The 23,312-nt window shown below is 60.8% G+C and carries 26 protein-coding genes; 9 read left to right on the top strand and 17 right to left on the bottom strand.

Annotation, left to right across the window (positions count from 1 at the left end; genetic code table 11):
- Positions 1-137: 137 nt before the first annotated feature.
- Positions 138-1,484: a DEAD/DEAH box helicase gene (locus J3P96_RS20865; RefSeq protein WP_434569446.1), complete on the top strand. Its 1,347-nt coding sequence runs from the start codon at positions 138-140 to the stop codon at positions 1,482-1,484.
- Between the two features lie 54 nt (positions 1,485-1,538).
- On the opposite strand, the gene J3P96_RS20860 is transcribed toward J3P96_RS20865, so the two are convergent.
- The 6 genes from J3P96_RS20860 to puuE form a co-directional block, all read right to left on the bottom strand.
- Positions 1,539-2,324: an outer membrane protein OmpK gene (locus J3P96_RS20860; RefSeq protein WP_434569445.1), complete on the bottom strand. Its 786-nt coding sequence runs from the start codon at positions 2,322-2,324 to the stop codon at positions 1,539-1,541.
- 374 nt (positions 2,325-2,698) lie between these two features.
- The gene (locus J3P96_RS20855) at positions 2,699-4,000 is read right to left on the bottom strand and encodes a urate hydroxylase PuuD (protein ID WP_305496153.1); all 1,302 of its coding nucleotides are present in this window, start codon (positions 3,998-4,000) and stop codon (positions 2,699-2,701) included.
- Positions 4,001-4,051: 51 nt separating this feature from the next.
- Complete coding sequence (locus J3P96_RS20850) at positions 4,052-4,555, bottom strand: ureidoglycolate lyase (protein ID WP_434653304.1); 504 nt, start codon at positions 4,553-4,555, stop codon at positions 4,052-4,054.
- Between the two features lie 120 nt (positions 4,556-4,675).
- Complete coding sequence (gene alc, locus J3P96_RS20845) at positions 4,676-5,671, bottom strand: allantoicase (protein ID WP_434653302.1); 996 nt, start codon at positions 5,669-5,671, stop codon at positions 4,676-4,678.
- A 67-nt stretch (positions 5,672-5,738) separates the two neighbouring features.
- Positions 5,739-6,254: a 2-oxo-4-hydroxy-4-carboxy-5-ureidoimidazoline decarboxylase gene (gene uraD, locus J3P96_RS20840; protein WP_434569442.1), complete on the bottom strand. Its 516-nt coding sequence runs from the start codon at positions 6,252-6,254 to the stop codon at positions 5,739-5,741.
- Complete coding sequence (gene puuE / locus J3P96_RS20835; protein ID WP_434569441.1) at positions 6,251-7,177, bottom strand: allantoinase PuuE; 927 nt, start codon at positions 7,175-7,177, stop codon at positions 6,251-6,253. Before puuE ends, uraD begins: the two co-directional genes overlap by 4 nt.
- Positions 7,178-7,588: 411 nt before the next feature.
- Here puuE and uraH point away from each other — a divergent pair, with 411 nt between their 5' ends.
- Positions 7,589-7,942 (top strand): hydroxyisourate hydrolase, encoded by a 354-nt coding sequence (gene uraH / locus J3P96_RS20830; protein ID WP_305496148.1) that lies wholly within the window; start codon positions 7,589-7,591, stop codon positions 7,940-7,942.
- A 203-nt stretch (positions 7,943-8,145) separates the two neighbouring features.
- On the opposite strand, the gene J3P96_RS20825 is transcribed toward uraH, so the two are convergent.
- The 3 genes from J3P96_RS20825 to J3P96_RS20815 all read right to left on the bottom strand — a co-directional run bounded on the left by J3P96_RS20825 (position 8,146) and on the right by J3P96_RS20815 (position 10,954).
- Entirely contained in the window at positions 8,146-8,772 is a 627-nt protein-coding gene (locus J3P96_RS20825) for a LysE family translocator (protein WP_434653299.1), read from the bottom strand.
- Between the two features lie 64 nt (positions 8,773-8,836).
- Positions 8,837-10,186: an NCS2 family permease gene (locus J3P96_RS20820; RefSeq protein ID WP_305496146.1), complete on the bottom strand. Its 1,350-nt coding sequence runs from the start codon at positions 10,184-10,186 to the stop codon at positions 8,837-8,839.
- Between the two features lie 330 nt (positions 10,187-10,516).
- Complete coding sequence (locus tag J3P96_RS20815) at positions 10,517-10,954, bottom strand: MarR family winged helix-turn-helix transcriptional regulator (protein ID WP_305496145.1); 438 nt, start codon at positions 10,952-10,954, stop codon at positions 10,517-10,519.
- Between the two features lie 81 nt (positions 10,955-11,035).
- Between J3P96_RS20815 and J3P96_RS20810 the strand changes: the two genes are divergently transcribed.
- Complete coding sequence (locus J3P96_RS20810) at positions 11,036-12,202, top strand: PLP-dependent aminotransferase family protein (protein WP_434569437.1); 1,167 nt, start codon at positions 11,036-11,038, stop codon at positions 12,200-12,202.
- Between the two features lie 143 nt (positions 12,203-12,345).
- Here J3P96_RS20810 and J3P96_RS20805 read toward each other — a convergent pair whose 3' ends face one another.
- The 5 genes from J3P96_RS20805 to J3P96_RS20785 all read right to left on the bottom strand — a co-directional run bounded on the left by J3P96_RS20805 (position 12,346) and on the right by J3P96_RS20785 (position 15,116).
- The gene (locus tag J3P96_RS20805) at positions 12,346-12,717 is read right to left on the bottom strand and encodes a glutathione S-transferase N-terminal domain-containing protein (RefSeq protein ID WP_434653296.1); all 372 of its coding nucleotides are present in this window, start codon (positions 12,715-12,717) and stop codon (positions 12,346-12,348) included.
- A 103-nt stretch (positions 12,718-12,820) separates the two neighbouring features.
- Entirely contained in the window at positions 12,821-13,366 is a 546-nt protein-coding gene (gene folE / locus J3P96_RS20800) for a GTP cyclohydrolase I FolE (RefSeq protein WP_305496142.1), read from the bottom strand.
- A gap of 77 nt (positions 13,367-13,443) precedes the next feature.
- Positions 13,444-14,001 (bottom strand): Smr/MutS family protein, encoded by a 558-nt coding sequence (locus tag J3P96_RS20795; protein WP_434603147.1) that lies wholly within the window; start codon positions 13,999-14,001, stop codon positions 13,444-13,446.
- 74 nt (positions 14,002-14,075) lie between these two features.
- The gene (locus J3P96_RS20790; RefSeq protein ID WP_434653294.1) at positions 14,076-14,396 is read right to left on the bottom strand and encodes a hypothetical protein; all 321 of its coding nucleotides are present in this window, start codon (positions 14,394-14,396) and stop codon (positions 14,076-14,078) included.
- A 129-nt stretch (positions 14,397-14,525) separates the two neighbouring features.
- The gene (locus J3P96_RS20785; protein WP_305496139.1) at positions 14,526-15,116 is read right to left on the bottom strand and encodes a cysteine hydrolase family protein; all 591 of its coding nucleotides are present in this window, start codon (positions 15,114-15,116) and stop codon (positions 14,526-14,528) included.
- 251 nt (positions 15,117-15,367) lie between these two features.
- On the opposite strand from J3P96_RS20785, the gene prmB reads away from it, so the two are divergent.
- Entirely contained in the window at positions 15,368-16,276 is a 909-nt protein-coding gene (prmB, locus tag J3P96_RS20780; protein ID WP_434653292.1) for a 50S ribosomal protein L3 N(5)-glutamine methyltransferase, read from the top strand.
- Between the two features lie 182 nt (positions 16,277-16,458).
- Here prmB and J3P96_RS20775 read toward each other — a convergent pair whose 3' ends face one another.
- Positions 16,459-17,247, bottom strand: a complete 789-nt coding sequence (locus tag J3P96_RS20775; protein ID WP_434569433.1) for a hypothetical protein — start codon at positions 17,245-17,247, stop codon at positions 16,459-16,461.
- A gap of 118 nt (positions 17,248-17,365) precedes the next feature.
- Positions 17,366-18,331: an alpha/beta hydrolase gene (locus J3P96_RS20770; RefSeq protein ID WP_434653290.1), complete on the bottom strand. Its 966-nt coding sequence runs from the start codon at positions 18,329-18,331 to the stop codon at positions 17,366-17,368.
- A gap of 129 nt (positions 18,332-18,460) precedes the next feature.
- Here J3P96_RS20770 and aroC point away from each other — a divergent pair, with 129 nt between their 5' ends.
- From aroC to mtnC, 5 genes are read left to right on the top strand one after another with little or no spacing between them, the layout of a single operon-like run.
- The gene (gene aroC, locus J3P96_RS20765) at positions 18,461-19,552 is read left to right on the top strand and encodes a chorismate synthase (protein WP_434653288.1); all 1,092 of its coding nucleotides are present in this window, start codon (positions 18,461-18,463) and stop codon (positions 19,550-19,552) included.
- A gap of 34 nt (positions 19,553-19,586) precedes the next feature.
- The gene (locus tag J3P96_RS20760; RefSeq protein WP_434625313.1) at positions 19,587-20,732 is read left to right on the top strand and encodes an MFS transporter; all 1,146 of its coding nucleotides are present in this window, start codon (positions 19,587-19,589) and stop codon (positions 20,730-20,732) included.
- Positions 20,729-21,349 carry a methylthioribulose 1-phosphate dehydratase gene (locus J3P96_RS20755; RefSeq protein WP_434569429.1) on the top strand — a complete coding sequence of 207 codons (621 nt, stop codon included), beginning with the start codon at positions 20,729-20,731 and terminating at the stop codon, positions 21,347-21,349. The genes J3P96_RS20760 and J3P96_RS20755 overlap by 4 nt, the downstream gene beginning before the upstream one ends.
- A gap of 18 nt (positions 21,350-21,367) precedes the next feature.
- A complete protein-coding gene (locus J3P96_RS20750) occupies positions 21,368-21,913 on the top strand; it encodes a 1,2-dihydroxy-3-keto-5-methylthiopentene dioxygenase (RefSeq protein WP_434653286.1) in 546 nt (181 codons plus the stop codon).
- Positions 21,914-21,917: 4 nt separating this feature from the next.
- Complete coding sequence (gene mtnC / locus J3P96_RS20745) at positions 21,918-22,601, top strand: acireductone synthase (RefSeq protein WP_434625309.1); 684 nt, start codon at positions 21,918-21,920, stop codon at positions 22,599-22,601.
- 86 nt (positions 22,602-22,687) lie between these two features.
- Here mtnC and J3P96_RS20740 read toward each other — a convergent pair whose 3' ends face one another.
- A complete protein-coding gene (locus J3P96_RS20740) occupies positions 22,688-22,966 on the bottom strand; it encodes a DUF3509 domain-containing protein (RefSeq protein WP_186637286.1) in 279 nt (92 codons plus the stop codon).
- Between the last annotated feature and the right edge of the window lie 346 nt (positions 22,967-23,312).

Below are 23,312 nucleotides of genomic sequence, written 5' to 3'. Positions count from 1 at the left end.
GCGAAGTGACCGTTGATGACAAATCCGGTCTTGAAAACACACTGATTTGCAGCCGTTTGTATAAAGAAACTCGGCCTGCGCGCTCGAAACCGGTAACCTATGCAGCTGTTTTTTTGCATTTCTTCGAGGTAGCACCCGTGTTTTCCCAATTCGCCCTGCACGAACGCCTGCTCAAAGCCGTGGCCGAGCTTAAATTTGTCGAGCCAACGCCGGTGCAGGCAGCGGCTATTCCGCTCGCGCTCCAGGGGCGTGACCTGCGGGTGACGGCGCAGACCGGCAGCGGCAAGACCGCTGCGTTCGTGCTGCCGATTCTCAATCGCCTGATCGGCCCGGCCAAGGTCCGCGTCAGCATCAAGACTCTGATCCTGCTGCCGACCCGCGAACTGGCCCAGCAGACCTTGAAGGAAGTGGAACGCTTTTCGCAGTTCACCTTCATCAAGTCCGGCCTGATCACCGGCGGGGAAGATTTCAAGGTCCAGGCCGCCATGCTGCGCAAGGTGCCGGACATCCTGATCGGCACCCCGGGGCGGATGATCGAGCAACTGAACGCCGGCAACCTCGACCTCAAGGAAGTCGAAGTGCTGGTGCTGGACGAAGCCGACCGCATGCTGGACATGGGTTTTGCCGAAGACGTGCAGCGCCTGGTGGATGAATGCGTCAATCGCCAGCAGACCATGCTGTTCTCCGCCACCACTGGCGGTTCGGGCCTGCGCGAGATGATCGCCAAGGTCCTGAACAACCCTGAGCACTTGCAGCTCAACGCGGTCAGCCAGCTGAACTCCACGACTCGCCAGCAGATCATCACCGCTGACCACAACCAGCACAAAGAGCAGATTGTGAACTGGTTGCTGGCCAACGAGACCTACGAAAAAGCCATCGTATTCACCAACACCCGGGCCATGGCCGACCGCATCTACGGTCGTCTCGTCGCCCAGGAATACAAGGCGTTCGTGCTGCACGGCGAGAAAGACCAGAAGGACCGCAAGCTGGCCATCGACCGTCTCAAGCAGGGCGGTGTGAAGATCCTGGTTGCCACCGATGTCGCCGCCCGTGGCCTGGACGTCGACGGCCTGGACATGGTCATCAACTTCGACATGCCCCGCAGCGGGGACGAGTACGTGCACCGCATCGGCCGCACCGGTCGCGCCGGCAACGATGGCCTGGCGATCTCGCTGATCTGCCACGGCGACTGGAACCTGATGTCGAGCATCGAGCGCTACCTCAAGCAGAGCTTCGAGCGCCGCACCATCAAGGAAGTCAAAGGCACCTACGGCGGACCGAAAAAGGTCAAGGCGTCGGGCAAGGCCGTTGGCGTGAAGAAGAAAAAGGTCGACGCCAAGGGCGACAAGAAAAAAACCGGCGCCAAGGCCCCGACCAAGCGCAAGACCGCCAACCGCCCGAAGAGCGATGCGCCGTCGCTGGTCAGCAAGGACGGCATGGCCCCGCTCAAACGCCGCAAGCCCGAGGCGCCGGCGGCTGAATAAGCCCATGAATGAAAAACCGGACCTTGGGTCCGGTTTTTTTATGGGTACGCCGAGTCAGAAATGGTATTTGACCAACAGGCTGGTATTGCTCTGGTTGGTCTTGAAGCTTTCACTGTCCTCGATGGCGTACTTGTTCTTCCAGTAGTCGTATTCCACGCCCACGTATAGCTGCTTGGCGCCGAGCTTCAAGGCCTTGCCCAGGTCATATTTGATCTGCGGGACGATATGCAGGTTGGCGTGGTACGTGCCCTTGGCGTTGCTGTCGTTGTCGACGACCCAGTCGATGAACCCGTCGAACAGAATGTCGGATGAACCCACCGGGACGGTGACGGCCCAGACCGGGGTGATCTGCCAGACGTTGTCGCCCGCCCGCGAGCCTTCGGTCTGTCGGTTGTAGAAGTTCAACTGGAAATAGTCGAAGCCGGGAATCGCCAGGTCGAAACCCGGGCCGATCAGGTAGGACTCGTTGTCACCTTCGCCAAACTCATAGGTCATCGCCAGCAGCACATCCTTGACCGGGCCCAGTTCCAGCTTCTGATCAAAAATCTTGCCGAACGACAGGCGCGGGCTGAACTCGCCGTAGTAGGTGTTCGGGCCGGAATTGCTGTCGTCCTCGCCGTTGTAGAAGATCCGGTCGAGGAAGAAGAAGTTGTCGCCGTAGGTCCAGGCATCGGCGTGTTCGAACGTCACGGTCTGCTGGATACGCGGGTTGATCTGGAAATCCTTGCCGTAGAGATAACTCAGGCTGTTGTTCTGCCACTGCAACAGATCGCCGGCCATGGCTTGGCTGCCGGCGAGCAACGATCCTGCGAGTATCAGGCTGGTGCACGTACGTTTCATTCGGTTTGCTCCCAAAGGTAAGTGGTACCGCGTTGTTGTCGTCAGCGCTCTGGTGTGGCGCCTTTTTCCACGGACAAAACATCCGTTCGGTCAGCTTTTTGTTTGTGGCAGTGGCTGAAAGTCGGCGGGTCGCTCAGGACTTGATGATTATTTTGAGGTGTCCGGGTTTGAACGGCCGCGCAGGATACGGACTTGCCTGGGACGACTCAAGTGCGTTGCGACGGCGCATCTGGAGGCGTGACGATGGAGCGCATGCATAAAGCTTTCCTCTTGTTCTTGTTGTTGAGGCGCAGGCGGCCGCTGACAGGCGACCGGTCGTGTGCCGGCCTGCCTGTCTGCGGTATTGCGGGTGGAGCGGGGTGTGTCTGGCCGGACTAGTTGGTGCGTGCGCCCTGGGTGATCCAGGCGCCGATCAGATCACGTTCCTGCTGGGTCATCTGGGTGATGTTGCCCAAGGGCATGATCTGGGTGGTCACGGCCTGGGCCTGGATGCGTGCGGCCTGTTGCTGGATCTGCTGCGGCGTATCGAAGATCACCCCGCCCGGCGCGGCGCTGAACAGCGGACTGGTGGGCTTGGCCGAATGACAGACCGAGCAGCGCTCCTGGATCACGCTGTGGACCTTTTCAAATGACGGGCCCTGCGCACTGGACGCCTGGGCGGGCGCGGTTGCCGGAGCGGCTGGCGCCGTGGCCGGTTTGGCCCCGCCGCCCACCGCCGTTTCCGGCAACGGTTGATACTCGATCACGCCAGGAGCCTTGGCGACTTCCGGTGCCGTTGGCATTGGCTTGGGCCCGGTGACGTAAGCCAGGCAGATCATCGCCAGGGCGCCGACCGGCAGCGTCCAGGCAAACCGGTTGCTGTCATGGCGGGTGTTGAAGTAATGACGCACCAACACGGCCGCCACGGCGATCCCGGCCAGGATCAACCAGTTGTACTGGCTGCCGTAGGTGCTCGGGAAGTGGTTGCTGATCATGATGAACAGCACCGGCAGGGTGAAGTAGTTGTTGTGGCGCGAACGCAGCAGGCCCTTGGCTGGCAACGCCGGGTCAGGTGTGCGGTTCTCGGCGATGGCCGCCACCAAGGCGCGCTGGGCCGGCATGATGATGCGGAACACGTTGCCGACCATGATCGTACCGATGACGGCGCCGACATGCAGATAGGCGCCGCGACCGCTGAACACCTTGCTGAAGCCGTAGGCCGCGGCGATCAACAGCACGAACAGAATCAGGCCGAGCAGGGCGGGGCGTTTGCCGAGTGCCGAGTCGCAGAGTGCCGAATAGACGAACCAGCCAACGAACAATGAACCGATGCCCAGGGCAACACCCTCAGCGCCGCTCAGGCTGCTGCCGGGAGCCAGCAGGTAGACGGTCGGGTTCCAATAGAACACCAGGCACAGCAGGGCGATGCCCGACATCCAGGTGAAATAGGCTTCCCATTTGAACCAGTGCAGGTTGTCCGGCATGGACGGCGGCGCGAGTTTGTATTTTTCCAGGTGGTAGATGCCGCCACCGTGGATGGCCCATAAATCACCGGCCAGGCCGCTCCGGGGATTGACGCGATTGAGGTTGTTTTCCAGCCAGACGAAGTAGAACGACGCGCCGATCCAGGCCACGCCAGTGATCATGTGAACCCAGCGCACGCTCAGGTTCAGCCATTCCAGCATATGTGCTTCCACAGTCTTTACCTCTCGCCCGTCACCCTTGTCTTCGGGTGATCGGACCTTCTCTTATTGGTGGGGGGCGAGGATCAATAGCTCATCCTCTTGGAAAAAATGCTCATCGCAGTTGTTGCCTGTGCCACTGCGATCAACCACCAGGAAGTCATCCCGCTTTTCGATCGTCAGCACCGGGTGGTGCCAGACGCCGCGATGGTAATTGATGCCCTGCCTGCCGTTGGTGACGAAGGCGCGGACCAAGCCTGATACAGGTGCATCGCCAAGTGGCGCGACCACGATCAGAAAGGGGTTGCCGAGCAGCGGAATGAAGGCCTGGCTGCCCAGCGGATGGCGCTCCAGCATGCGCACGGTCAACGGCATCTGCAGCGCGTCGGCGCGGAAGATGCTGATGATCGCGTGGTCGTCCGGCGTGGCGGTCTCGACCGTCGCCAGGCGGTGGAAGCGCATGGTCGAACCGTTGTTGATCATGAAGTGATCGCTGCCGTCGGTTTCGATCACGTCACCGAACGGGGCGAAGGCTTCTTTGGTCAATGGCTCGATCTTGAGTGTGCGCATGCTGGTCTTCTTAACCTTGAATTCGTTGTTGTCTGTTCTATTGCTATCGCGAGCAGGCTCGCTCCCACATTTGACCGCATACCCCTGTGGGAGCGAGCCTGCTCGCGATTGGCTTCACTGCTATTTAGCGACCTTGCCCAATACCCGCAGGCGACTCACGCCACCGTCCGGGAACACGTTCAGACGGATGTGGGTGATCGGCCCCAGCGCCTTGATCTGCTCGGCGAAGGTGTGTTCGGCGTGCATTTCCAGCTTCTGGCTCGGCAGCAGTTCACGCCAGAACAGCGACTGGGTTTCGATCTGGCTGTCGGTGCCGCCTTTGACGAACGCGCCCTGGATCGAGCAGCTGTCCGGGTAGTTGCCTTTGAAGTGCAGGGTATCGACGACGACTTTCTCAACAATGCCGGCATGGCCCAGGGCGACAATCACCCAGTCATTGCCGGGGGTGCGCCGACGGGCGGTTTCCCAGCCGTCGCCCATGTTCACGCCACGGCCCGGGTTGAGGATGTTGCTCATGCGGCCGAAGTGTTCGTCGGAACAGGCCAGGGCACGGCCACCGTTGAGGGCGGCAGCCAGGTCGATCTGTTCGTTGTCGCCGACGGCGGACCAGTCGCGGTATGGAATCCCGTAGACCCGCAGCCGGGCCACGCCGCCGTCCGGATAGATGTTGAAGCGCAGATGGCTGAACGCCTGGTCATTGCTGATTTCGTGGTAGTGGTGGCTGTCGCCCTTCAGCTCGACGGCCGACAGCACTTCGGTCCACTGGGTGTTTTCATCCGACTCGCCTTCAGCCAGGAAACAGGCTTCCAGGGAGGCCGACGGTGGGTAATTACCGGTGAAGAATGAGGTGTCGATATCCACGCCCTTGATCGAGCCCGGCACGCCGAGGCGGATCACCGCGCTGTCGTAGCCTTCGAAACGTTTGCGGCGCGACTCCCAGCCGTCCATCCATTTGCCGTTATCGTCGAACACACCCTCCTTCCACACGGCCGGGGTCGGCTGGAACAGGCGGTTGGCATCGGCGAACCAGTCATCGGTCACCGAAATGATCCTGGTGCCCAGGCGGGCGTCGGCCAGGTTGACGAATTTCTCGAACGGTACGGCGTAAGCTTTCATTCTTCTTGTCTGCCTTTGATAAGTTGGCTGGGGATGCTTGCAGGACCTGGTCTTGAGGTGCTGCTCGCTAAAGGGTCAGTAATCGGAACAACGCGATCTTGTTGATCTCTGCCAATGCGCATTTGAATTCGGCATCCGCCGAGTGGTGAATGCGCGTTTCGAACGCGGCAAGGATCTGGTGCCGGTTGCTGCCTTTTACCGCCATGATGAAGGGAAACTTGAACTTGGCCTTGTAGGCCTCGTTCAGCTCGGTGAAGCGCTGGAACTCTTCGGCCGTGCATTGGTGAATACCGGCGCCAGCCTGTTCGTTGGTGCTGGCTTCGGTCAGTTGGCCCTGGACGGCGGCTTTGCCGGCCAGGTCCGGGTGAGCGTTGATCAACGCCAGCTGGCTGGCGTGGTCGGCACTCAACAGGATGTCGCTCATGCGCTGGTGCAGGGTTTCGATCTGGTCGATCGAGGGATCCTGGCCCAGGTCGAAGGCCTTTTCGGCAACCCATGGCGAATGTTCGTAGATGTCGGCGAAGGCTTCGACGAACGCTTCGCGGCTCAGGCTGGAAGGCTTGAGGGTCTGGAAGGCAGTCATTTCGAAGCTCCCGGATACGGGTGGGTCTGCTGCCAGTGGCGCGCAATGTCGACGCGGCGGCTGAACCACACCTGTTCGTGGCCCTTGACGTATTCCAGGAAACGCTTGAGGGAGGCGAGGCGGGCAGGGCGGCCGATCAGGCGGCAATGCAGGCCGATGGACAACATCTTCGGTGCTTCGGCGCCTTCGGCATACAGTACGTCGAAGGCATCCTTGAGGTACTGGAAGAAGTCGTCACCCTTGTTGAAACCCTGCACCTGGGTGAAGCGCATGTCATTGGTGTCGAGTGTGTAAGGGATTACCAGGTGCGGCTTGCCGGTGGGGTTGTTCGGCTCCCAGTACGGCAGGTCGTCGTCGTAGGTGTCGCTGTCATAGAGAAAGCCGCCTTCTTCCATTACCAATCGCCGGGTATTGGGGCCGGTGCGGCCGGTGTACCAGCCCAACGGCCGCTCGCCGGTAAGTTCGGTGAGGATGCGGATCGCTTCGAGCATGTGTTCGCGCTCCTGCGCTTCATCCATGTACTGGTAGTCGATCCAGCGATAGCCGTGGCTGCATATTTCATGGCCGGCGGCGACCATGGCGCGGATCACGTCCGGATGGCGCTGGGCGGCCATGGCCACGGCGAAGATAGTCAGCGGGATATCGAATTGCTTGAACAGCTTGAGGATCCGCCAGACGCCGGCACGGCTGCCATACTCGTATAGCGACTCCATGCTCATGTTGCGCTCGCCCAGCAACGGTTGCGCCGAAACCATTTCCGAGAGGAACGCTTCGGACTCACGATCGCCATGCAGGATGTTGCGCTCGCCGCCTTCCTCATAGTTGAGTACGAAAGACAGGGCGATTCGGGCATTGCCCGGCCATTGCGGGTGGGGAGGGTTACTGCCGTAACCGATCAGGTCGCGTGGGTAGTCAGCGCTCACTGCAGTCTTCCTTCTTCTTCGAACCATGTAGGTGGCGCCTTGGGGGTGGATCACAGGCTGGCGTCACGACGATGGGCTGATTGTATACAACTTTATATTCGACTTGTAAGCCTGTTTTTTGCATTTTTCACCGCGACCGTCGGTTTGTCTACACTGCAAGAAATCTGCCCACTTGGTCAATTTACTCTTCACAAGCCTTTGTCGAAGCAGGGGCGGACCGGGAGTCGGGCGGAACCATCGTCAGGCGGTGTGGACGAGAAAAATTCAGTTTTTATTGTGTACAATTTACGTTTAAAGTGTCTTAATTCGAAAATTGCCGCAGCGTTAATGCTTCACAATGGTGCGGCCTGTCTTTCAACTGACTCAGGAGGCGCCGTGCCTGGTCGCCTTGCGGCAAGGCACGCACAATCAATGGGACGTCTGACTACACACGTTTTGGATGCTGCACACGGTTGTCCGGGCAGCTCGATCAGGATCGAGCTGTACCGCGTCGAAGGTTCGCAATTGCAGCTGGTCGCCAGCGCGTTGACCAACAGCGATGGCCGTTGCGACGCACCGCTTCTGCAAGGGGATGACTACCGCAGCGGGGTCTACCAGATCCAATTCCACGCCGGCGACTACTACCGCGCCCGTGGCGTGCAATTGGCCGAGCCGGCGTTCCTTGATGTGGTGGTGCTGCGCTTCGGTATTGCGCAGGAGCAGGAGCACTACCACGTGCCCCTGCTGATTTCGCCTTATGCCTATTCAACCTATCGAGGCAGCTGAGCCCCCAAGCAGCTGCCTTGCCCTGGAAGCGACTGCGCATAGAGCTTCTTTGGTTTTTAGCCCGCTCACACTGCGGGCTTTTTTTGGCCTTGAAAAAGAGCTTGTCTTAGAGGCTGCCTTCGCGAGCAGGCTCGCTCCCACACTGGATGTCTGGCGCTCACAAAACCCTGTGGGAGCGAGCCTGCTCGCGAAGCTTTTGCTTTTCAGCGGCTCAACAAAGAAGCCGCCCCCGCCCCACTGAACAACCCCGCACTGACCCGGTTGAACCAGCTCTGACCCTTGCCTGTACGCAGATACCGGGCGGCGCCGTGGGCACCCAGGCCATAGGCCAGCTTGCACAGCAGGTCAAGCGCGGTCCAGGTGGCGATCATGATCAGCAGTTGCGGCAGGAGTGGCTGCTCGGCGCTCAGGAATTGCGGCAGGAACGCCGCGAAGAAGAGGATGTCTTTCGGGTTGCTCGCGCCCAGCATGAATGCCCGGCCGAACAGCGCGCGAAACCTTGGAGTGGCGGTAGCCTGGGGCACTTCGGCGCCCTGGGATGGCTGACGCGATTGCTGCCAGCTCTGCCAGGCGAGGTAGAACAGATACAGCGCGCCGACGATTTTCAGGGCGCTGAACAATTGTTCCGACGCCAGCAACAGCGCCCCGAGCCCCAGCGCTGACGCGCTCAACAGGCAGATCGAGGCGACCACCCCACCGAGGAACGCCGGATAAGAACGACGCAGACCGTAGTTGAGGCTGTTGCTGATCATCAGCAGCGACAGCGGGCCGGGGATGAGGATCACCACCAAGGCGGCGCCACTGAACAACAACCAGGTTTCCAGATTCATTGCTTTGCTCCTGATGCACAAAAGCCTCACCCGACGGGGTGAGGCGGATACAGACGGTGCCCGCTTACAAGAAGATGAACTTGGCGATAAAGATCGCGCAGAGCACCCACAGGCTGACGGATATTTCCTTGTGTTTACCGGTGCCGGCCTTCAGTACCACGTAGGTGATGAAACCCAGCGCGATGCCATCGGCGACCGAGAAGGTCAGCGGCATCATGATGGCGGTGACGATGGCTGGAATACTGTCGGTCGCTTCGTCCCACTCGATGTGGGCCATGCCGCCCATCATCAGCATGGCCACATAAATCAAGGCGCCGGCCGTGGCGTAGGCAGGAATCATCCCGGCCAGCGGGGCAAAGAACATGGCGGCAATAAATAGCACACCGACCGTCACCGCCGTAAGCCCCGTGCGGCCGCCGGCTGCGACGCCGGCCGCGCTTTCCACGTAGCTGGTCACCGGCGGAACACCGACCATCGCGCCGAATACGCTGGAGGCGCTGTCGGCCTTGAGGGCCTTGGACAGGTTTTCGATCTTGCCGTCGGGCTTTACCAGGCCGGCGCGTTGGGCGACGCCCATCAAGGTGCCGGCGGTGTCGAACATATGCACGAACAGGAAGGCCAGCACCACACTGATCATGCTGACGTTGAACACGCCGGCGACGTCCATCGCCATCCAGGTCGGAGCCAGGCTCGGCGGCGTCGACATCACGCCGTTGTATTGCACCAGTCCCAGGCCCCAACCGGCCAGGGTCACGGCAATGATGCTGATCAGGATCGCGCCGAACACGCGGTGATAGCTCAGCACGGCGATCATCAGGAAACACACGGCGGCCAGCAGCGGTCCTGGCTCATGCAAGGAACCCAGCTTGATCAACGTCGCCGGGCTGTCGACGATGATTCCGGCGGTCTTCAGGCCGATCAGCCCGAGGAACAATCCGACCCCCGCGCCCATGGCGTAGCGCAGGCTCACCGGAATGCTGTTGAGCAACCACTCACGCACCCGCGACAGGGTCAGGAACATGAACAACACCCCGGAAACGAACACCGCGCCCAGCGCGGTTTCCCAGTTGTAGCCCATGGTCCCGACGACGGTGTAGGTGAAAAAAGCATTCAGGCCCATGCCCGGCGCCAGGCCTACCGGCCAATTGGCATACAGGCCCATCAGCAGGCAACCCAGGGCGGCGGCAATGCACGTAGCGACGAATGCAGCGCCATGATCAATGCCCGCGTCGGCCATGATGTTGGGGTTGACGAAGATGATGTAGGCCATGGTGATGAAGGTCGTCAGGCCGGCGATCAGCTCGGTCTTCACCGTGGTGCCATGCAAGCTGAGTTTGAAGATTCGCTCCAGCCAGCCACTGCGTAGTGGCGGCGAAAGGTCCAGGGTCTGGGCTTCGGGTTTGCGGCTTTCCACAGCGAGTACTCCTCAAGAGTCTTATTGTTATTTCAGCACCGCGTGCTCCCTGAGGAGGGCTGCGAGGCATTGAGGCGGTAAGGCTGGCGAAGTAGTTGACCTTTTGGTCAGAAACTCGCACGAAGCGAATTATGCTTTTGTATACAAATAAAGCAAATAATGTTTTCTGTTTTGTTGACGAAAATTATGACGGTCGGGCTATATCGGTCTTTAGGACGCTATCGCGAGCAAGCTCGCTCCCACAATGGTGCAGTGGTGAATGAAAGATTGTGTTCACCGATGAACCCTGTGGGAGCGAGCTTGCTCGCGATAGCGGCGGAGCAGACGCTTTCATTCACTGGATTTCCCCAACCCCAGATTCACCGCCAGCCACCCATCCACCGCCGCTTCCCCCGCCTCGGCAAACACCCGTTCAAGCAATTTCACCTGCTCGCGCCGTAACGCCTGTTCAAAGCGCGCGCCCTCGGCGGTCAGTTCCAGCAGCCGCTTGCGCTTGTCGGCCTCGGAGGCAACGCTGTTCACCAAATGCATTTCCATCAATTGCCGCAGCGGCATGTTCAATGCCTGTTTGCTCACGCCAAGCAGCGCCAGCAGCTCCTTCACACTCAATGATGGATAACGGGCGATGAAAAAAACGATGCGCTGATGCACGCGGCTCAAGCCCCGGCGCTCAAGCATTTCATCGGCTTTGGCGGTGAACGCCTGGTAACCGAAGAAGAACGCTTCCATGGCCATTTGTTGGGAAGTCGGATTTTTAAGGTCAAGCATGTTGACGTTTCCAGAGGCGACGCGGTAATTTCGGTCAAACAGTTTGACTCATTTTTCCAACGCCTCGCTACGGGTGACCCCATGGCTTTTTCCGAACGTGTCTCGCGCCTCAAAAGTTCTTTGATCCGGGAAATTCTCGCCGCGGCGCAGCGCCCGGAAGTGATGTCGTTTGCCGGCGGCCTGCCGGCCGAAGCCATGCTGCCGAAGGTGCAGTGGGAGGACATGCCGCTGTCCATGGGCCAATACGGCATGAGCGAAGGTGAGCCGGCCTTGCGTGAAGCGCTGGCAGCGCAGGCGCGATCGTTGGGCCTGGCTTGTGAGGCCGGTCAGGTATTGGTCGTGAGCGGTTCCCAGCAAACCCTCGATCTGGCGGCAAAGCTGCACATTGACGTCGGCACCGAGATCCTGCTCGAAGCGCCGACCTACCTTGCGGCTCTACAGATTTTCCAGTTGTTCGGCGCCAATTGCATCACCGTGCCCCTTGAAGCGGATGGCCCGGACCTTGAGCAATTGCGGGCCCGGCTGCAGCAGCATCGACCGGCGTTCATCTACCTGATCCCGACGTTCCAGAACCCTTCGGCGGTACGCTACAGCGAGGCCAAGCGCGATGCGGTCGCGGCACTGCTGGACGAGTTCGGCGTGACGCTGGTGGAGGACGAGCCCTATCGCGAACTGACCTTCGATGGCGGCAGCGCCACGCCAATTGCCAGCCGTTTGAAAAAGGCCAGCTGGATCTACACCGGCACGGTGTCGAAGACGCTGCTGCCTGGGTTGCGTGTGGGTTACCTGATTGCCAGCCCGGACCTGTTCCCGCATTTGCTACGGCTCAAGCAGTCAGCGGACCTGCACACCAATCGCATCGGCCAGTGGCAGGCGTTGCAATGGATCGGCACCGAGCAGTACCGCAGCCATTTGAGTGAATTGAGGGATTTCTACCGGGATCGCCGCGACAGGTTCCAGGCCGCGCTGCAAAAGCATTTCGCCGACATCGCCGACTGGAACGTGCCCCAGGGCGGGCTGTTTTTCTGGCTGACCCTCAAGCAACCGCTGGATACCCGGACCTTGCTTGCCGCAGCCCTGGCGGAGGACGTGGCGTTCATGCCAGGAGAGCCGTTTTTTCCCGAGCCGGACAAGCATCCCGGGCACTTGCGGTTGAATTTCAGCCATATCGATCCGGCGCGGCTGGATGAAGGGCTCAGGCGACTGGCGGGGGTGGTGCGGGGGGCTTTGGCTGCCGAGGCGGCTTGAGGCTTGGGTTGGATCGACCGGCCTCTTCGCGAGCAGGCTCGCTCCCACATGGATCTCTGGGTGATTGCAAACTTGTAATCAACACCGGCCTCCTGTGGGAGCGAGCCTGCTCGCGAAAGGGCCATCAACCCCAGCACAAACCCTCAGACCGCCGAAAACCGCTTGTCCAGATAATCAATAATCACCTTGGACTCATACATCCAAGTGGTCTCGCCATTCTCTTCAATACGCAGGCAAGGCACCTTGATCCGGCCGCCCTGTTCGAGCAGCGTCTGGCGATCCTGCTCGTTGTTTTTCGCATCGCGCAGCGCCACGGGCACGTTGAGGCGGTGCAGGGCGCGGCGGGTCTTCACGCAGAACGGGCAGGCATGGAACTGATAAAGCGTCAGGCTGCGGGCCGCCTGGTCGACTTGCGCCTGGGCTTCGGCCGAGCGCTTTTTCTTGCCGGGGAGAGTGATGAAATCGATGAAGATGATGAGCTGGCCCAGACCAACTCGAAGCGCTTTGACGATCACGGTGCAAGCCTCGAAGCAGGGAAGAAGAGGGCGCGCAGCTTACCTGATTTTTGCCAGGCGAAAAAAAACCGGCGATCAATGCCGGTTTTCTTGATGCATCGCGTTACTTGATCAGGCTGAGGAATTCCATGCGAGTCGCCGCGTTTTCACGGAATTCACCGAGCATCACCGACGTGATCATCGAAGAATTCTGTTTTTCCACACCGCGCATCATCATGCACATGTGCTTGGCTTCGATCACCACTGCCACGCCCATGGCCCCCGTCACCTGCTGGACCGCATCGGCGATCTGGCGGCTGAGGTTTTCCTGGATCTGCAGGCGACGCGCATACATATCGACGATACGCGCGACTTTCGACAGGCCCAGCACCTTGCCACTCGGGATGTAGGCCACATGGGCCTTGCCGATGAAAGGCAGCAAGTGATGCTCGCACAGCGAGTACAACTCGATGTCCTTGACCAGCACCATTTCGCTGTTGTCGGAGCTGAACAAGGCACCGTTGGTGACTTCTTCCAGGGTCTGTTCATAACCGCGGCAAAGGTACTGCATGGCCTTGGCAGCGCGCTTGGGCGTGTCGAGCAGGCCCTCGCGGGAAACGTCCTCGCCGAGTTGGCCGAGGATCGCGGTGTAATTCTGTTCCAGAGACATGAAACTACCTGTGGGATTTTACGCAAAGGGCAAGGGTACGGTGGCGGACACGGCGCTGCAAGCTCGGCAATCGAGGGTTACTCGTCGCGACCTTCCATCATGGTGCGCTTGAGCATCACGTAGACCGCCCCGGCGCCGCCGTGCCTGGCCTGGCAGGAGGTGAAGCCGAGCACTTGCGGGTGCTGGCGCAGCCAGGTGTTGACGTGGCTCTTGATCATCGGTCGCTTGCCGTCCAGCCGCACCGCCTTGCCGTGGGTGACGCGCACGCAGCGGATTTCGAATCGGGTGGCTTCGGCGAGGAAGGCCCAGAGGGTTTCCCTGGCCTTTTCGACAGTCATACCGTGCAGGTCGAGGCTGCCTTCGAAGGGGATCTGACCGACCTTCAACTTGCGCATCTGGCTTTCCTGGACCCCGTCGCGCGCCCACATCAACTCGTCTTCAGGACCGACGTCGATGACGAACTGATCGGACAGGCCATCCACGGTTGTTGCATCGGTGCGCACGGTGGCGGCCTGGCGCAACTTGGCGATCTGCGCGCGATCGGCCTTTGGCTTGCCGGTTTCGGCGCGATCGTGTTTGATCGGTTTTACGCCCTGGATCGCACTTTTGAACAGGGAAAAGTCGTCGTCTTGCATGTCAGCCTCCGCGAAGGCCGGCCAGTTTACCCAACTCCGCTGGGATAGGGCGCGACAAAACGTCGGATGGCGGATCAGTCGTGTTTTTTCATCAGATGGGGAGCCATGGCCAGCTCCAGGGATTGGCGGGCGCGACGGCGGCAACGGCGCCAGAGCCAGATGCCCAATAGCAGAACCAACAGACCGATTGCCAGGATGATCGCCGAGCCGAACGGGGTGGCGTTCAACTCGCCCAGCGCGGGCGGACGGCCGAGCAGGCTGGCGGCGCCGGCCATCGCCAGCAGCACACCGAGCGTTGCCAGCAGCGCCGCGATCCCTGCGCCGATACGAAATCGCCAGTTGCTCGGGCCCTTGGGCCGCAAGCGACGTGCGTCAAAACCATCGGATAACTTCATTCCGACCTTCCTCAATGGGTATCGGCCCTTCGACCGGAAGATGTTCGGGTTGTTCCTGAAGCTGGGACAATTGCAGCAAATGAGACGTTTTTGCGGATGAGCGGCGCAACCAGCCGCTCATCAGCGCTGTCAGGTGAAGTCGCGGGTCATGGCCAGGGTGGCGAAGTTGTCCGCCATGATCGCCATTTCAGTCTGGTGGACGTGTTCGGCGCTCAGCACGCCGCCCTTGTGCGGCAGATCACGGGTGGCGCAGGCGTCTTCGACCAGGGTGCAGCGAAAGCCCAGGTTCTTGGCGGCGCGCACGGTGGTGCTGACGCTGGAATGGCTCATGAAACCGCAGACGATCAGATCCAGTGGGCCGAAATCTTCCAGGCGCTTCTTCAGTTCGGTGCCGTGGAAAGCACTCGGCAAGAGCTTTTCGATAATGGTTTCGTCGTCCCGCGGCTCAAGGCCTGGAATGAACTCCCCCCGTTCGCCCTGTGGATCGAACAGCCCGCCGTGGGTACCGAGGTGGCGTACATGCACGATCGGCCGGCCGGCGGTGCGGGCTGCGCCGAGCAGTTGCTTGATGTTCGCGACCGCCGCATCCATGCCGCTAAGGGCCAGGGGGCCGGCGAGATACTCTTTCTGGGCATCGATGATGATCAGCGTCGCTTGACTCAGGTTGGCCGCTGCATAACCGCGGCCGCTGAGTTGAAACATCGTTTTTGGAACGGACATTCTGGGGCTCCTTCGAGTGGGGCTTTTGCGACATTCTCCTCCGGCTGAGCGGTTCTGTGAATCGCTTCCATCGCAAGGGCCGTCGTTGCTGGCCTACAGCCTGTCAAGATCGCCATCTTATTCAACGGGCGGTGCAAAAAATGGAAAGATCCTACGGCTGGATCGGAGTTTTTCGTTTCTCGCGGGGGTGTTTGGGAGAGTGCGGGTTTGGCTGGTAGACTCGCCCGTCGATTTCTCTGGAGTTTGCCGCTGTGATCACTTCCCGCCTTCGTACCCTGCGCGACCATATTCGTTGGGCCGTCAGCCGTTTCCATGGCGAGGATCTGTTCTTTGGCCATGGCACCGACAATGCCTGGGATGAGGCTCGCCAACTGGTGTTGGGCGCGCTGCATTTGCCTTGGGAAATTGCCGACAGCTATCTGGATTGCCGTCTCGAAGACGAAGAGCTGGTGCATGTACAGCGCCTGCTGCGCCGACGTATTGCCGAGCGCATTCCGACTGCCTACCTGCTCGGTGAAGCGTGGTTCTGCGGAATGTCTTTCATCGTCGACGAACGCGTGCTCATCCCGCGTTCGCCCATCGGCGAGCTGATTGAAAAACGCTTCGAACCCTGGCTGGGCCAGGAGCCTGCGCGGATCCTCGACCTGTGCACCGGTTCCGGCTGCATCGGGATCGCCTGTGCCTATGAATTCCCGGAAGCCGAAGTGGTGTTGGCCGACCTGTCGTTCGAAGCGCTGGAGGTGGCCAATCAGAATATCGAGCGCCATGGCGTCGATGAGCGGGTGTTCACAGTCCAGGGCGATGGTTTCGATGGCTTGCCGGGGCAACGTTTCGATCTGATCGTGTCGAACCCGCCTTACGTCGACGCGGAGGATTTCGCCGACATGCCCCAGGAGTACCAGCACGAACCTGAGTTGGGCCTGGCCTGTGGCGATGACGGCTTGAACCTGGTTCGCCGGATGCTGGCCGAGGCGGCCGACCATCTGACCGAGAAGGGCCTGTTGATTGTCGAGGTGGGCAACAGCCAGGTACATGTCGAGGCGCTGTACCCGGAGGTCGACTTCGCCTGGCTGGACTTCGAACGCGGCGGGCATGGCGTGTTCATGCTCAGCGCCGGACAGTGCCGTGAGCACCAGGCGTTGTTTGCCTCAAGGGTTTGACGCTGGGCTGCCTTTGTGGCGAGGGAGCTTGCTCCCGCTGGGCTGCGCAGCAGCCCCGCTTCAAAGGTTTGAGATAGGAGTCGCCAGGTTTACGACTGCTGCGCAGCCGAGCGGGAGCAAGCTCCCTCGCCACGGTTTCTGCGTTCCGCCGCGCTCCCACAGGGTTATTCACCCGCTTGGATTCAATGTCGCGTCGCAATCCAGATCAGCAATCCCGCCTGGAACATCGCAAACGCCACCAGGCAAGTGATGGTAAAGCGCAAGCCGGTGTCTTCGCGCTTGAACTTGTTGACCTTCTCTTCCTGCTTCTTGAGTTTGACTTCCTGCTCCGCCAGGTTCTGCTCGGCTTGTTGCAGCATCTGCGCGGCTTCGAGAATCTCGACGAACTGCAGCTTCTCGGTGTTCCAGTCGCCCACCAGGTCGCCAACCTGGGCGGCCTTGACGCTGCCCTTGAGATGCTGGGCGTCGGCGTAGACCACCTCGAAGCCGTGGGCCTTGAGGAAGTGATCGCGGCGCAGGCGCGTGTCTTCGTTCAGCGCGTCCTTGTTGTTCAGGTCGCTGCCGTCCACCCGATAGCTCGACCAGCGCTTCTTCGCCCAGGTGATGCCCTGAGCGGCGAGAAAGCGTCCGAGCCCACGATTCAAAGGCTCGACTTGCAAGTTGTCAGGGGAGAAAGACAGACGTTTCTCGACGTGGTCGGCCCAGACGTCCAGATGGTTCTGTTCCTTGCGCACCCGTTGGCCCGGCAACTTGATGCTCATGCGCAGCAAACTGCGCTCCTTGCTGTGACGCTCGGCGTAGCTGAACTCGACAAAGCGCAAGGGCCGCACACCGGTGGCGCGATCGGTCTTGAGCGGGGCCAGCCGGAGCATTTTATGCTGCTCAGCCTGCACATCCGCCCAAGGCTGCTCCACCGCAGGCGCGGCGGCCGGTTCGGCGACGGTGTCGGGAGAAGTTTGAGTCTCAGTCATAACGGCAAAATCCTGTCCAGGCCGGCTTGTCGACAGCCATTGCGCTGCCCGACGTCGGTTTATCGGCCGTTTTCGCCAGGACTGGAGGGCAATTGGCCGGTATGGCGATCAAGTCCGCTCAACGGGAACCGATCGAGCCGATAAAGCGCAGGATCTGCACACCCAGTTCAGCCGCCAGGGGCAGATTGGGGTCTTTATAGGACGCCAGTTGCCGCTTCACGTCGTTGGGCACAATGCGCATCACATGGTTCATGCCCTCGATCAGGGCCAGTTGTGCGTCAGGCTTGGCGGCTTTCAGCTGCCTGGCATCGTCGACGCTGACCTGGATGTCATGGCTGCCCTGGATGATCAGCGCCGGCATCTTCAATGCCGCGAAGGCTTGGGCCGGGTCCTGGCGGAACAACGAGATCAGGTAAGGCTGCACACTGGGACGGAAAATCACCTGCAGCTGCGCAGGAACGTCCGCGTCGGGGCGCCCGGCCTTGAGGCTGTCGAGTAGCTCGTTGCTGCGCAACATCAGCGCCGGTGGCAAGCGGCTGCTCAGTTGTTGCCGTAGCACCTGGTCGATCGGCCGTGCACTGCCGGACACCGAAATCACTGCCACAGCGTTGGCCTGGGGCGCGGCGAGGCTGGCGATCAGCGCGCCTTCGCTGTGGCCCAGCAGGATCAACGGGCCCAGTCGCGGATCGGCGGCGAGCTTGTGGCTCCAGGCCACGGCATCGGCGACGTAGGCCTCGACGCTGAGGTTGCGCTCGTCCGGCGTGGCGGCGAGGCTGGCGGCCACGCCGCGCTTGTCGTAGCGGACGCTGGCGATGTTGTGCCTGGCGAGTACCCAGGCCAGGCGCTTGAGGCTGTCGTTGCGCCCGCCCTCGGGGTTGTTTCCGTCACGATCCGTAGGACCTGACCCGGAAATGATCAGGACAACGGGCACCGGTGTGTCGGACTTGGGCAGCAGCAGCGAGCCGAAAAGTTCACCGTTGCCGGTGTCGAGGCTGATGGGGCGTTGCAGGACGGTGGCCTGGGCCTGGCCGCAAACCAGGCCAGTCAAGAGGGCGAGACTCAAGGCAAACAGTTTTAACATCATGACGCCATTAGTTGCGAAGGTGCCGGTTGGACTGGCGCGCACCGATAAGGTTCGAGGATGAACTACTCGGGGAGCCTGCGTATACTGGCGCCCATCTCGATTTTTCAGCGATTCCACGGAGCACCCTGCATGTCCGGCAATACCTACGGCAAGCTGTTCACCGTCACCACCGCGGGCGAAAGCCATGGCCCGGCGTTGGTCGCCATTGTCGACGGCTGCCCGCCGGGCTTGGAGATTTCCCTGGAGGACCTGCAGCGTGACCTTGATCGCCGCAAGCCCGGCACCAGCCGCCACACCACCCAGCGCCAGGAAGCCGATGAAGTCGAAATCCTCTCCGGTGTGTTCGAAGGTCGCACCACCGGTTGCGCCATCGGCCTGCTGATTCGCAACACCGACCAGAAGTCCAAGGACTACTCGGCCATCAAGGACCTGTTCCGCCCGGCCCACGCCGACTACACCTACCATCACAAATACGGCGAGCGCGACTACCGTGGCGGCGGTCGCAGTTCGGCCCGGGAAACCGCCATGCGCGTAGCGGCCGGGGCAATCGCCAAGAAGTACCTGGCCAGCCAGGGCATCGTCATCCGTGGCTACATGAGCCAGCTGGGCCCGATCGAAATCCCGTTCAAGACCTGGGATTCGGTGGAGCAGAACGCCTTCTTCAGCCCCGACCCGGACAAAGTCCCCGAGCTTGAAGCCTACATGGACCAGCTGCGCCGGGACCAGGATTCGGTCGGCGCGAAAATCACCGTGGTCGCCGAAGGCGTGATGCCTGGCCTGGGCGAGCCGATCTTCGACCGTCTCGACGCCGAACTGGCGCACGCGCTGATGAGCATCAACGCAGTCAAGGGCGTGGAGATCGGCGCCGGTTTCGCCTGTGTCGCCCAGCGCGGCACCGAACACCGCGACGAGTTGACTCCCCAGGGATTTCTGAGCAACAACGCCGGCGGCATCCTTGGCGGCATCTCTTCGGGCCAGCCGATTGTCGCTCACCTGGCGTTGAAGCCGACGTCCAGCATCACCACGCCGGGACGCTCGATCGACATCCACGGCAACCCGGTGGATGTCATCACCAAGGGTCGCCACGACCCTTGCGTGGGCATCCGCGCAACGCCGATTGCCGAGGCGATGATGGCGATCGTGCTGATGGACCACCTGTTGCGTCATCGCGGACAGAACGCCGACGTTCGGGTCGGCACGCCGGTGTTGGGTCAGCTTTGATGGCTGGCCTGCCGACCGCCGTGGCCTGACGACCATGGCGGCAGTGCCGTACTGGCGGCTTTCCAGCTTCTATCTGTTTTACTTTGCGCTGCTCGGTTCGACCGCGCCGTTCCTGGCGCTGTATTTCGATCACCTCGGGTTCAACGCCGCGCGCATCGGCGAGCTGGTGGCGATTCCCATGCTGATGCGTTGCGTCGCGCCGAACCTCTGGGGCTGGCTGGGTGACTACACCGGCCGGCGCCTGGCAATCGTGCGGTTTGGCGCGATCTGTACGCTGCTCAGTTTCTCGCTGATCTTCATCGATAAAAGCTACGCTTGGCTGGCGATGGTCATGGCGCTGCATGCGTTCTTCTGGCACGCGGTGCTGCCGCAATTCGAAGTCATCACCCTGGCCCACTTGAGCGGGCAGGCTGCGCGCTACAGCCAGATCCGCCTGTGGGGCTCCATCGGCTTCATCATCACCGTGGTCGCGCTCGGTCGGTTGTTCGAATGGTTGAGCCTGGACATCTATCCCGTGGCGCTGGCGTTGATCATGGGTGGCATCGTGCTCAGCAGTTTCTGGGTGCCCAACGCCCAGCCCGTTCAGGGGCCGCGGGTGGCCGGGGACGGTTTCCTGCGGCAGTTGCGCAATCCGGGCGTGCTGGCGTTTTATGCCTGCGTCGGCCTGATGCAACTGAGCCATGGGCCGTATTACACCTTCCTGACGTTGCACCTGGAACGCCTGGGCTACAGCCGCGGATTGATCGGCATGCTCTGGGCCGTCGGCGTGGTTGCGGAAGTGCTGGTTTTCCTGCTGATGAGCCGGATCCTGGCGCGGTTTTCCGTGCGCCGGGTGTTGATGGCCAGCTTCCTGCTGGCGGCGCTGCGCTGGTTGCTACTGGGGTCGTTGGCGGAGTTTCTCTGGGTGCTGCTGCTTGCCCAGGTCCTGCACGCAGCGACCTTTGGCAGCTTTCACGCCGCTGCCATCCATTTCGTGCAACGTAGCTTCGGTTCACGCCAGCAAGGTCAGGGGCAGGCGCTGTACGCCGCGCTGGCCGGCACCGGCGGTGCCCTGGGTGCGCTGTATTCCGGCTACAGCTGGAATGCCCTGGGCGCCGGTTGGACTTTCAACATCGCCAGTCTCGCAGCCTTCGCTGCAGCCGTTATCATTGCCACACGCATGCAAGAGGACAGGCCATGAGCCTTACCCGTGAACAACTCACCCGGGAGATCATCGACGCCGGGCGTTTTCTGTATGGTCGCGGCTGGTCCCCGGCCACCAGCAGCAATTATTCGACCCGGTTGTCTTCCGACCAGGCCCTGCTTACCGTTTCCGGCAAACACAAGGGGCAACTGGGCGTCGACGATGTGCTCGCCACCGACCTGGACGGCAACAGTCTGGAGCCGGGCAAGAAACCGTCTGCCGAAACCCTGTTGCACACGCAGCTGTATCGCTGGCGGCCGCAGATCGGCGCGGTGCTGCACACCCATTCGGTGAATGCCACGGTGCTCTCGCGCCTGACCGGCGCAGCCTTCATCGACTTCGAGGACTACGAGCTGCAAAAGGCCTTCAGCGGAGTCACGACCCATGAGTCCCAGGTTCGCGTGCCGATTTTCGACAACGACCAGGACATCGCGCGCCTCGCCGCCAAGGTTCAGCCCTGGCTCGACGCGCACCCCGATTGCGTCGGTTATCTGATCCGTGGGCACGGCCTGTACACCTGGGGGCCGGGCATGAACGATGCGCTGCGGCAAATCGAGGCGTTCGAGTTCCTGTTTGAATGCGAGCTCAAGACTCGCACAGTCCTGAACCGTTAAATTGCTGGAGCCATGACCATGAGCAGCCTGTCCGTCTATCACGTTTCAAGTTCCGAGATTCCGAACAAGGTCCTGACCCATTTCGAAGACATCGCCGCGACCCTCGCCGAAAAAGGCGTGCGCTTCGATCGTTGGGAAGCCGCGACGAAGATCCAGCCCGGCGCCAGCCAGGAGGAAGTGATCGGCGCCTACCGGACCCAGATCGACAAGCTCATGAGCGAGCGCGGCTACGTCACGGTGGATGTCATCAGCCTCAACAGCGACCACCCGCAAAAAGCCGAACTGCGCGCCAAGTTTCTGGATGAACACCGTCACGGCGAGGACGAAGTCCGCTTTTTTGTCGCCGGTCGTGGCCTGTTCACCTTGCACATCGACGACTACGTCTATGCGGTACTGTGCGAAAAGAACGATCTGATCTCGGTGCCCGCCGGTACGCCGCATTGGTTCGACATGGGCGAACACCCACATTTCGTCGCCATTCGGCTGTTCAATAACCCGGAAGGCTGGGTCGCCAAGTTCACCGGTGATGAAATCGCCAGCCGTTTCCCGCGCCTGGAGGACTGAGCCCGTGACAATCAAGGCCATCCTCACCGACATTGAAGGCACTACCAGCGCCGTCAGTTTTGTATTCGACGTGCTGTTTCCCTATGCCGCCCGACACCTGCCGGATTTTGTCCGGCACAACGCCGGGCGTGCCGACGTGGCCGAGCAACTGGACGCCGTGCGCCGCGACAGTGCCGAGCCGGACGCAGACGTCGAACGGGTCATCGCGATCCTGCTGGGCTGGATTGCCGAAGACCGCAAGGCCACGCCTCTCAAGGCCTTGCAGGGTATGGTCTGGGAGCAGGGATACACGGCCGGCCAGTTGAAAGGGCACGTTTATCCTGACGCGGCGCAGGCGCTCGAAGCCTGGCATCAGCAAGGTTACCGGTTGTTTGTCTATTCCTCGGGGTCGATCCAGGCACAGAAGCTGATTTTCGGCTGTTCCGAGGCTGGCGACCTGTCGCCGTTGTTCAGCGGTTATTTCGACACCACGTCGGGAGCCAAGCGGGACGCGCAGTCGTATCGGCGAATCAGCGAGGCGATGGGGATCGCGCCGCAGGAAATCCTGTTTCTGTCGGATATCGTCGAGGAACTGGACGCGGCCAGGAATGCCGGAATGGCAACCTGTGGATTGGCCCGCGAGGGCGGTGATCTGGCCGGCCACACGACGGTTGAAAGCTTCGCGCAGATCGAACCTTCGCGCTTCTGAACGCCTTCTCGCTGCTGAAAAAATCAGGCCATGGAACCGCTGGGTTCCATGGCCTGTCTTTGTTCAGAGCTTGAAGCTGTTGGCTGTCAGGCGCTGTGATAGGTCGGCAGCGCGAAACGGTGCTGGCTCTGCAGCATCGCGACCGGTGGCAGTTCGCTGGCCTGTTCAGCCAGATCGCGGCGAATGGCACTGATCGCCCAGGAGAGTTGATCCCCGGCATGCAACTGAGCGTAGGAAATCGTACGCTTGAACAGTTTGCCATCGCTGTTGCGCAAGGTCAGCAGAATGCCGCCGTCCGGGCGAGGCTGCGTGGTGACTTCGTAGTTGGAAAACAGCGATGCAAACTTCTCTTGAATCATGTTCATAGTTGACTGCTCCATGGTATGGCAAACCGTGGAGGGGTAGTTGCAGTGTCTATGCCAGCATTGGAATTATAAAAAATACGTTTAAAAACAATAAGTTAATCTTTTCAGGGTTTTTTGCATTCGTGCATCTTGCATGAACGGCCATCGTGCATCCTGCATTTTGCGGGGGTGCTTGATTATTTTTGGAACCAAACCGCATCCTGGCGCTCCCGCTTCGCCTGTTCCCCGCAGCGGATACAAAACATTGCAAAAACCGCATGTACAGCACCGGAATCGCTGGCGTAATTTCCCTCCAGATTCGCCCAACCCATAACAAGAACCGCGGCCCACAAGGTCGAACGGGGAA

This window comes from Pseudomonas sp. R3-56 (assembly GCF_051132075.1).
Taxonomy (GTDB): Bacteria; Pseudomonadota; Gammaproteobacteria; order Pseudomonadales; family Pseudomonadaceae; genus Aquipseudomonas.
This window is presented reverse-complemented; position numbering and strand designations above follow the sequence as displayed.